The sequence below is a fragment of the Blautia sp. TF10-30 genome (assembly GCF_003481245.1).
In the GTDB taxonomy this organism is placed as follows: Bacteria; Bacillota; Clostridia; order Lachnospirales; family Lachnospiraceae; genus Fusicatenibacter; species Fusicatenibacter saccharivorans.
Genome location: NZ_QUKM01000007.1, coordinates 156693 through 166956 on the forward strand (window position 1 = coordinate 156693; position 10264 = coordinate 166956).

At 47.7% G+C, this 10264-nt stretch carries 8 protein-coding genes and 2 pseudogenes; all 10 read left to right on the top strand.

Going from position 1 to position 10264, the window contains the following annotated elements:
- Positions 1 to 4 precede the first annotated feature (4 nt).
- The gene (locus DXD02_RS08660) at positions 5 to 1093 is read left to right on the top strand and encodes a PucR family transcriptional regulator (protein WP_117510479.1); all 1089 of its coding nucleotides are present in this window, start codon (positions 5 to 7) and stop codon (positions 1091 to 1093) included.
- Positions 1094 to 1119: 26 nt separating this feature from the next.
- Complete coding sequence (gene ftsE / locus DXD02_RS08665) at positions 1120 to 1803, top strand: cell division ATP-binding protein FtsE (RefSeq protein ID WP_022461638.1); 684 nt, start codon at positions 1120 to 1122, stop codon at positions 1801 to 1803.
- Entirely contained in the window at positions 1793 to 2707 is a 915-nt protein-coding gene (gene ftsX, locus DXD02_RS08670; RefSeq protein ID WP_022461639.1) for a permease-like cell division protein FtsX, read from the top strand. The genes ftsE and ftsX overlap by 11 nt, the downstream gene beginning before the upstream one ends.
- Before the next feature lie 83 nt (positions 2708 to 2790).
- Positions 2791 to 4050 carry a S41 family peptidase gene (locus tag DXD02_RS08675; protein WP_243106412.1) on the top strand — a complete coding sequence of 420 codons (1260 nt, stop codon included), beginning with the start codon at positions 2791 to 2793 and terminating at the stop codon, positions 4048 to 4050.
- A gap of 119 nt (positions 4051 to 4169) precedes the next feature.
- A complete protein-coding gene (locus DXD02_RS08680) occupies positions 4170 to 5414 on the top strand; it encodes an aminopeptidase P N-terminal domain-containing protein (protein ID WP_118666737.1) in 1245 nt (414 codons plus the stop codon).
- A gap of 26 nt (positions 5415 to 5440) precedes the next feature.
- Positions 5441 to 6319, top strand: a complete 879-nt coding sequence (locus DXD02_RS08685; RefSeq protein WP_117804619.1) for a NifB/NifX family molybdenum-iron cluster-binding protein — start codon at positions 5441 to 5443, stop codon at positions 6317 to 6319.
- Positions 6320 to 6547: 228 nt separating this feature from the next.
- On the top strand, positions 6548 to 8623 hold the full coding sequence (locus DXD02_RS08690) for an efflux RND transporter permease subunit (RefSeq protein WP_117804618.1): 2076 nt from the start codon (positions 6548 to 6550) through the stop codon (positions 8621 to 8623).
- A 64-nt stretch (positions 8624 to 8687) separates the two neighbouring features.
- Positions 8688 to 8831 (top strand): annotated as a pseudogene (locus DXD02_RS08695) (transposase); the annotation flags it as partial.
- Between the two features lie 274 nt (positions 8832 to 9105).
- On the top strand, positions 9106 to 9540 hold the full coding sequence (gene tnpA / locus DXD02_RS08700) for an IS200/IS605 family transposase (protein WP_118666740.1): 435 nt from the start codon (positions 9106 to 9108) through the stop codon (positions 9538 to 9540).
- Positions 9541 to 9560: 20 nt separating this feature from the next.
- Positions 9561 to 10264, top strand: a pseudogene (locus tag DXD02_RS08705) (IS200/IS605 family accessory protein TnpB-related protein); the annotation flags it as partial.

Sequence of the window (10264 nt, forward strand, 5' to 3'; positions counted from 1 at the left end):
AAATATGATTTCAAATCAGATTTTACAGAGTACCATTGAGGGAATCAAAAATATTTCGCGTGTCGAACTCTGCGTGACTGATGTAGAAGGAAAAGTTCTGGTAACGACGTTTCCGGAGGTTGAGATCAGCCAGAATGATATTGTAACGTTTGCGCAGTCTCAGGCAGATTCCCAGACCATGAAAAATTATCAGTTTTTTAAAGTATACGATGAACACCAGCTGGAGTACATTCTGGTTGTAAAAGGCGGAAACGATGACATTCACCTGATCGGGAAAATGGTTACCTTCCAGATTCAGGGCCTCCTTACCGCCTACAAGGAGCGCTTCGATAAAGACAACTTTATCAAGAATCTGCTGCTCGACAACCTGCTGCTGGTCGACATCTACAACAGGGCGAAGAAGTTACATATTGAAGTGGAAGCACGCCGCCTTGTATTTATTCTTGAGACAAATCCGGATAAAAACAGCGGGGCGCTCGAGAGCGTCAAGAGTCTGCTCGGTACCAAATCCGGTGACTTTATAACTGCAGTTGATGAGAAAAACATCATCATCGTAAAAGAACTTGCTCCAGGTGAGGATTATGCCCAGATGAACAAAGTGGCAGCCACCATTCTGGAAGCAGCAGGAAGAGATGAGGAGGGGAAAACCCACGTTGCTTACGGTACCATTGTCAAGGAGATCAAAGAAGTATCGCGTTCCTATAAAGAAGCCAGAATGGCGATGGACGTCGGAAAAATTTTCTCCGCTGAGAATGATATCTATGCATACAGCTCACTGGGCATCGGCCGTCTGATTTACCAGCTTCCGATCCCACTGTGCAAAATGTTCATCAAAGAAATTTTCGGCAACAAATCGCCGGATGACTTTGATGAGGAGACACTGACAACGATCAATAAATTCTTTGAAAATTCTCTGAATGTCTCGGAAACCTCGAGACAGCTTTATATACACCGAAATACCCTTGTCTATCGGCTGGATAAGCTGCAGAAGAGCACGGGACTCGATCTTAGAGTTTTTGAAGATGCGATCACATTCAAGATTGCGCTTATGGTTGTGCAGTACATGAAATACATGGAAACGCTCGATTATTAAGCGAGAACCCTTGAAGGAGGAATTGCATGATAACATTGGATAGTGTAAGTAAGAGTTACGCGAAAGGCCAGCCGGCCGTCAACAACGTATCCTTACACATCGAGAAGGGGGAATTCGTCTTTATCGTGGGAAACAGCGGTTCTGGAAAATCGACGCTGATCAAGCTCCTTTTGAAAGAACTCGAGCCCACATCCGGTACCATTAAGGTAAACGGACAGATCTTAAATAAAATGAAACGCTGGAGAGTGCCGAAATACCGCCGCGGTGTCGGCGTCGTATTCCAGGATTTCCGCCTTTTAAAAGACCGGAATGTCTATGAAAACGTAGCATTCGCACAGCGTGTCATCGAGAAACCGAACCGCGTCATCAAAAAGCGCGTGCCGGAAGTCCTGACGCTGGTCGGACTGGCAGAGAAGTACAAATCCTTCCCGAAGGAGCTTTCCGGAGGAGAGCAGCAGCGAGTTGCCGTGGCAAGAGCCATTGTCAACCGGCCTGACATTCTTCTGGCGGACGAGCCGACCGGAAACCTGGACCCGGGAAACTCCATGGAGATTATGAAGCTCCTGGAGGAAATCAACAACAGAGGAACGACCGTTCTTGTGGTAACCCACAACCGTGAGATCGTCAACTCCATGAAAAAACGCGTTATTACCATGCGAAAAGGCGTGGTAGTCAGCGATGAGAAGGAGGGCGAGTACCATGAGGTTTAGTACACTGGGCTACAGCATCAAACAGGGTGTCAAAAACATCTGGAGAAACAAGATGTTCTCGCTGGCATCCATCGCAACCATGGGAGCCTGTATCTTTCTGTTCGGTATCTTCTTTGCGGTTGTCATCAACTTTAACTATATCGTAAAAAATGCCGAGACAGACGTATCCATGACCGTCTTCTTCAACGAAGATGTGGATCAGGCGACGATCGATGAGATCGGAACGGAGATCAAGGCCAAGACCGATGTGGTCAAGGAATGTAAGTATGTTTCCGCGGATGAGACGTGGGAAAACTTTGCAAAACAGTATTTCGAAGGAAAAGAGGAATACAAGGACGGCTTTAAGCCAAACGACAACCCGCTCGCAACTTCTGCTCACTACGAGGTTTACGTATACCAGGTAGAGACGCAGGATGCACTGGCTGAGTATATCCGCTCGCTGGACGGTGTCCGTGAGGTTAAACAGGCCGAGGGTGCAACAACAACGTTGACGACGATGAACCGTGTCATTGGCTACGTTTCCATCGCGATCATCCTGATTCTTCTTGCCGTATCTGTTTTCCTGATCAGCAATACCGTCACGATCGGTATTTCGGTCCGGAAAGAGGAGATCGGTATCATGAAGCTGATCGGTGCGACGAACCTGTTTGTAAGGGCTCCGTTCCTGATCGAGGGTATCCTGATCGGTCTCGTCGGAGCAGCGATTCCGCTGGGGCTGCTGTACGTTGTATACAACAGAGTCATCAGCTACGTTATGACGGAGTTCAGCGTACTGTCGAACTTTATGGCATTCATGCCGGTATCGGCCGTATTCCGGATTCTGCTTCCGGTCGGACTCATTCTCGGTATGGGAATCGGACTTGTCGGCAGTATCTTTACGATTCGAAAACACTTGAAAGTCTGATAGGATTAGACAATATAATAAAGTAAAAATAAGTCCCGGAATCCGTCAAAAGATTCCGGGATCTTTCGATTGGGAGGCATATTTTGGAAGAACTGATGAAGGAAGAAAAAGAGGGCGTAAAAGCGGCAGAGCAGGAAAAACCGAAAAAGCGCAGAAACAGAAAGAAAAACCGAAAAAATGAGATGCGGAAGAGCTACTTTGCGGGCATGATTTCCATGCTGGCGCTTGTAATGATCGTGCTTGTCGGAACAACGTTTCTTTGGCCGGGAAGCAGTGCGGACCACCCCGGCGGCTTCTGGTCGTGGCGGAAGACGGCGGCGATCAAAGCGATGATCAGCCAGCTTTACGCGGGCGATGTGGATGACACAGAGCTGTCGGATGCGATGTATAAAGGGATGATCAGCGGCCTCGGCGACAAGTATTCTACGTATTACACGAGAGAGGAATACGAAGCGATCAAGACAGCGCAGGAGGGCTACTATCAGGGTATCGGTGTTACGGTGACGCTGGACGGCGATAAGCTGCAGGTCACCGGCGTACAGGACGATACCCCGGCGGCGAAGGCCGGTATTCAGGCGGATGACCGCATTGTAAAGATTGACGGGCAGACACTCGAAGGCTTAAGCCTCAACGATGCGGTCGGTCTTCTGAAAAACAGCGAGAACGATACCGTGACGCTTTCCATCGAGCGGGAAGGCGAGGCGGATCTGATTGAAACGGAAGTCAAAAAAGAGAAGCTTGCGGCGATTGTGGCAGACGGTAAAATGCTGGACGACAAGATCGGCTATCTGGCCATCAGCGAGTTTACAGGGCTTACCTCCGAGCAGTTCCAGAAAGCATACCAGTCACTGCAGGATCAGGGCATGGAGCGCCTGATCATCGATCTGCGCGGCAATCCGGGCGGCCTCGTGACGGCAGTCTGTGACACCCTGCGCCAGATCCTGCCGGAGGGACTCATCGTGTATACCGAGGATAAAAATGGAAAACGGGAAGAGTATACCTGCGACGGCGATACCCCGATTTCGATTCCACTCGTCGTGTTGGTCAATGAAAATACGGCAAGTGCGGCAGAAATCTTCACGGGAGCAGTCAAAGATTACGGCATCGGAACGATTGTCGGAACGACGACATTCGGAAAAGGCATTGTCCAGAATACATTCCAGCTCTCGGACGGCAGCGTGGTGAAACTGACGATTGCCCATTATTACACGCCGCTCGGAAACGACATCCACAAGGTCGGCATTACGCCGGATGTCGAGGTGGAGCTGCCGGATGACGCGACGAGCGATGTGCAGCTCGAAAAAGCGTTGGAAGTTGTCAAAGGACTGGAAAGTGCGGAATAAAATAAGAATTTTTACAGAAAAGCAGGAAAAAGGTAGGAAAAAAAGCACGAACGTGTTATCTTAGTAGAGGAGCCGAAAACAGATCTTGGCAGGCTCTAAAAGAAAGTGAGGAAAGACAGATGAACTTTACAGAAAGAAGAAAACAGGTTTTTGATAAAATGGACCAGGATTCCGCACTGCTTTTGTTTTCTGGAATCGAGCTGCATGTCAGCGCAGACGAATATCTGCCGTTTGAAGCAAACCGCAACTTTTTCTATCTGACCGGCCTTCGCAGAGATCACATGATCCTGATGATGAAAAAGACCGCAAAAGAGGAGAAATCCATTCTGTTTATCGAGAAAGCGGATCCGAGCCAGGAGAGATGGTTTGGAAGAAAAGTAACCGTATCCGAGGCACAGGAGATTACCGGAATCGACGACGTTCGTTTCCTGGATTCCTTTGAGGGTATGGTAAACCGTCTGATGGCACGCGAAGACATCGGAACACTGTATTTCGACTGCTACCGCTATCAGTTCGAGGATCTGCCGGACTACAACATGGTAAAGGCAGAGGAGTTTGCAAAGAAATTCCCGGGCAGACCGATCAAAGACATTGCGCCTGTCATCGCGGCACTGCGTATGCAGAAGGATGCGGATGAGATCGCACTTGTCCGCCAGGCAATCAAAATCACGGATGATGCGCTGAAATTTGTAATGAAAAACCTGAAACCGGGCTGCACCGAGTATCAGGCACAGGCTGATTTCGAGTACAAGATTTTCCACGAGGGAGCAGACGGAACCGCATTCCCGACGATCGCAGGAAGCGGTGCAAACGGAACGATGCTGCACTACGACACCAACCGTGACGTGTGCGAGGATGAGACCCTGCTTCTGATGGACCTCGGAGCAAAATTCCAGGGCTACTGCGCAGATATCACCAGAACGTATCCAGTCAACGGAAAATATACGGACCGTCAGAGACAGGTTTACGACGTTGTTCTGGCAGCAAACCGCGCCGTTGCAAAAGCAGCAAAACCGGGTATGACATTAAAAGAGCTCGACGATATCGCAAAGGATGTTCTCGGCGAGGGCTGTGTGAAACTTGGCCTGATCGAGAAGAAAGAGGAGGTCGGAACCTATTACATGCACGGCGTTTCCCATCACCTCGGCATCGATGTACACGATGTGACCGCGGCATGGAACGACAAGCTGCGTCCAGGCGCTATCATCACCGATGAGCCGGGTCTTTATATTGACGAGTGGGAGATCGGAATCCGGATCGAGGATGATATCCTGATTACAGAGGACGGATGCGAGGTTCTTTCCGAGAATCTGATGCGTGATCCAGACCAGATTGAAGCCTTTATGCAGGAAAAAGAGGCGTAAGAAAAAACTACGGAGGATTTAGTTAGATGAAAATTGCAGTTACATACGATAACGGGAATATTTTCCAGCATTTTGGAAAAACAGAGAATTTTAAGGTTTACGAAGTAGAAGACAATCAGGTGGTTTCCAGCGAAGTGATCGGATCCAACGGAACCGGCCACGGCGCACTGGCAGGCCTTCTTTCCGAGCAGGGCGTGGATGTTCTGATCTGCGGCGGCATCGGCGGCGGTGCACAGGCTGCTCTTGCTGAGGCAGGCGTAGAGCTCTGCTCCGGAGCGGAGGGAGATGTGGATGCAGCGGTGGAAGCTTACTTAAACGGAACGCTCACATCTGCGGGTGCAACCTGCGATCACCACGATCACGAGGAAGGCCATTCCTGCGGCGACCACTGCGGAAGCCATGAGGAAGAGGAGAGCTCCTGCGGCGGTTCCTGCGGAACCTGCGGCGGCGGATGCGGTGCACCGACTCCGGTTATGGAAGGTAAGAATGTCGGAAAAACCTGCCGTACCCACTACAGAGGAACCTTCAACGATGGAACCCAGTTTGATTCTTCCTACGACCGCGGCGAACCGCTCGAGTTCATCTGCGGTGTGGGGCAGATGATCCGCGGCTTCGATGCAGCCGTTGCAGAGATGGAAGTCGGCGAAAAAGTCAACATCCATCTGATGCCGGAGGAGGCTTACGGAATGCCGGATCCGAACGCAATTTTCACCGTTGCGATCGCACAGCTTCCGGGAGCAGAGGAAGTAGAGATCGGACAGCAGGTTTATCTGCAGAACCAGTACGGCCAGCCGTTCCCGGTAAAAGTTACTGCAAAAGACGAGACCAATATCACGTTTGATGCCAACCATGAGATGGCTGGAAAAGAGCTGAATTTTGAGATTGAGCTGGTTGAAGTGAAATAAAAAAATGCATAAAAAAGAGTGTCAGGACGAAGGAGCCAGGCACTCTTTTTTGATGCGCAGAAAAATCAACGATTCCCATTTCCGATTTCCGTTATTTTTTGTAAAAGTAAACAAAAAATGACCAAAATTCATTTTTCACCATTTCAAATATTGACTAATAGTCATTTAAGTTGTAAGATGTGGTACTAGAAAAACAAGTTAAAAATGAATCAGAGGAGATGAATGAAAATGGTTAAAGTTGGCAAATGGATTGCCAAGCACAGGATTCTGATGCTGATCATTGGATTTCTGCTGATTATTCCGTCAGTCATCGGAATGGCAGCAACGAAAGTAAACTATGATCTGCTCAGCTATCTGCCGGAGCATCTGGAAACTGTAAAAGGACAGGACATTCTGGTAGATGAATACGGCATGGGTGCGTTCTCCATGGTTGTCGTGGAAAACATGGAAATGAAGGACGTACAGAAACTCGAAGAAAAATTCGAGCAGGTAAACCACGTAAAAGAAGTTTTATGGTATGACGATGTGGCAGACATCAGCGTGCCGGTTGAGATGATCCCGGAAAAACTCCGGAAAGCATTCTACAATGGGGATGCAACCATGATGCTCGTTCTGTTCGATAATACGACTTCTTCCGATGACTCCATGGAGGCAATCGAGGATCTTCGTAAAATTGCGAACGAGCAGTGCTTCATCGGCGGTATGACCGGTGTTGTTACCGATATCAAAAACGTAGCATTAAAAGAGCTGCCGGTTTACGTTGTCATCGCCGCAGTTTTGAGCCTCGTTGTCATCGAGCTGACATCGACTTCCTTCGTTGTTCCGATCCTGTTCCTGTTAAGTATCGGACTTGCAATCCTTTACAACCTGGGAAGCAACGTGTTCCTTGGTGAGACTTCCTACATCACAAAAGCGCTGACCGCCGTGCTGCAGCTTGGTGTTACGATGGACTACTCCATCTTCCTGCTGAACAGTTTCGAGGAGAATAAAAAGCGTTTCCCGGATGACAAAGAGCGTGCGATGGGCCATGCAATCGCCAACACGTTCAAATCCGTAGCCGGAAGCTCCGTTACCACCGTAGCCGGTTTCCTGGCACTGTGTGTTATGACCTTTGCCCTTGGCCGCGACCTTGGTATCGTTATGGCAAAAGGTGTTTTGATCGGCGTTGTCTGCTGTGTCACCGTCCTGCCGGCCATGGTTCTGGTATTTGACAAGGCAATTGAGAAAACGAGACACAAACCGCTGGTAAAAAGCCTGGATAAACCGTCCGCCTTTATCACCAAACATTATAAAGTATGGGTTGTGATCTTCCTGGTTCTGCTGTTCCCGTCGATCTACGGAAACAATCATACCCAGATTTATTACAACATCGCACGTTCCCTTCCATCTACCCTGGACTGTAACGTGGCAAACGATGAAGTAAAAGCGCAGTTCAACGTCAGCAACATGCACATCGTCATGATGGACCGCGATATGGATTCCAAACAGAAAAAGAAAATGATGGAGGAGATCGGCAACGTAAAAGGTGTCAAATCGACCATCAGCATGAGTTCCCTGCTTGGACCGACGATTCCGGAATCCATGATCCCGGAAAATCTCCGAAGCATGCTGCAGAGCGATGAGTATGAGCTTGCATTTGTGAGCTCTGAATATGAGTCCGCAACAGATGAAGTAAACGAACAGGTCAAAGCGATTGACAAAATCGTAAAATCCTACGATAAAAATGGAATGGTCATCGGTGAAGCACCGTTGATGAAAGACCTGCAGGATGTTACCGATGCTGACCTTGTCAACGTAAACGTGCTTTCCATTGGTGCAATCTTTATCATCATTCTGCTGATCTTCAAATCGATTTCTCTGCCGATTATTCTGGTAGCAGTCATCGAGTTTGCAATTATGCTGAATATGGCAATCCCGTATTATCAGGGAACCAGCCTTCCATTCGTGGCCAGCATCGTAATCGGAGCGATTCAGCTCGGTGCAACCGTGGACTACGCGATCCTGATGACAACCCGTTATCAGAAAGAGCGCCAGAATGGAAAAGACAAGAAGGAAGCTATCAGTATTGCCCATAAGACCAGTATGCCGTCCATCATCAGCAGTGGTCTGAGCTTCTTTGCCGCAACCTTCGGTGTGGCCTGCTACTCTCAGGTTGAGATGATCGGTTCCATCTGTACTCTGCTTGCACGGGGCGCGATCATCAGTATGGTCGTTGTTATCCTGATTCTGCCGGCAATGTTTATGATTTTCGATAAACTGATCTGTAAGACATCGATTGGATTTTTAAAGAAGAAAACAAAATAAAGTATGACAAATCCCCTGTACCGGAAGTAGCTGGTGCGGGGGAATTTTTTTGCTTTGCGTTCAAATTTCTGATGTGACGGATAAGATTCTGCCACGGATTGAAGACTGGAAGAACCGGCCACTGGACGAGGTCTATCCTATTCTCCACATCGATGCAATCCATTATTCCGTAAGGGATAATGGCGTGATCCGAAAGCTTGCTGCTTATCCAATGCGTCGTAAAACCCCTTGCTGTGGGGAGTGTCAAATGGAAGAAGTATACCGGAAAAGAAGAAGGATAATATGGAAAATCTGAAAAGATAAAAACTACTCTTTATGAAGCGTATTCTCATAGTGACAGATCACTGGATGATATCCTGGCGTTTATTGAAAACTGCGCGTCGCATTCTCGTTACTTCAGTGATGAGTTAGACGCGCAAAATTTGCACCAAAAAAAGGAACAAATGTTTGATATATTCCTATGCATATGGTATACTATTTTTATGAAGAAAGATATGTTTACAATTAATAAAAATGGTCTTTCCTATGGTAGAGGATATGTGTACTCTCTGCAGTATCATCTGGTCTGGTGTACAAAGTACAGAAAAAAGGTTTTAAAAGACGGAATTGATGTGGAATGCAAAGAAATGCTGGAAAGTCTTGCACAGGAATATAAATTTCAAATTCTGGCTATGGAGGTTATGCCGGACCATGTTCATCTGCTTGTAGACTGCAGACCACAGTTTTATATTTCAGACATGATCAAAATCATGAAGGGGAATCTTGCACGCCAGATGTTCCTTTTGCATCCAGAGCTAAAGAAAGAGTTGTGGGGAGGGCATTTGTGGAATTCGTCTTATTGTGCAGTAACGGTCAGTGACCGAAGCCGTGAACAGGTACTTGCTTACATAGAAGGTCAGAAGGAAAAATCCAGTTAAAGCCAGAAAGGGGAAGAACGATGAAAATCATATCCAGTTATGGTGTAGAATTACGAAAACAGAATATTCCGATCCGCCAGACACTGGAGATTTACCGTTCTGCTGTCTGCTATCTGATCAACGCGTATGAATCTGTATGGGAAGAACTGGCAAAAATTGAGAACAGTAAGAAACGTTTCAATGCAGCGGAACATCTGGTGCATACAACGAAACGGAATCCGGCCCGGTTTGATTTTGATTTCTGCTTTCCCAAGATGCCATCCTATTTCAGACGGGCGGCAGTCCAGCATGCGCTTGGGAGTGTATCTTCTTATCAGACGCGTCTGGAACACTGGAAAGCAGAGGGGCAGAAAAAGGGAAAGCCGTATCTGGAAAGTAAACAGTATGCGATGCCTGTTTTTTACCACGATGTCATGTACCGTAAAAATACAGAAGAGAAAGATGCGGCGTTTTTAAAACTATACGATGGCCGCGACTGGAAATGGTTTGCTGTGCGGATGAAACATACGGATATGGAATACTTAAGAAAACATTGGTCCGGGGAAAAGGCTTCGGCCCCAATACTGGAGAAAAAGCACCACAAATATTTTCTGCGTTTTACGTATACGGAAGAGGTATCTTTAAACAAAACACCTGTCAAAGAACAGACGATCTGCAGTGTGGATCTCGGAATCAATACGGATGCGGTCTGTACCATCATGCGTCCAGACGGAACTATCCTGGG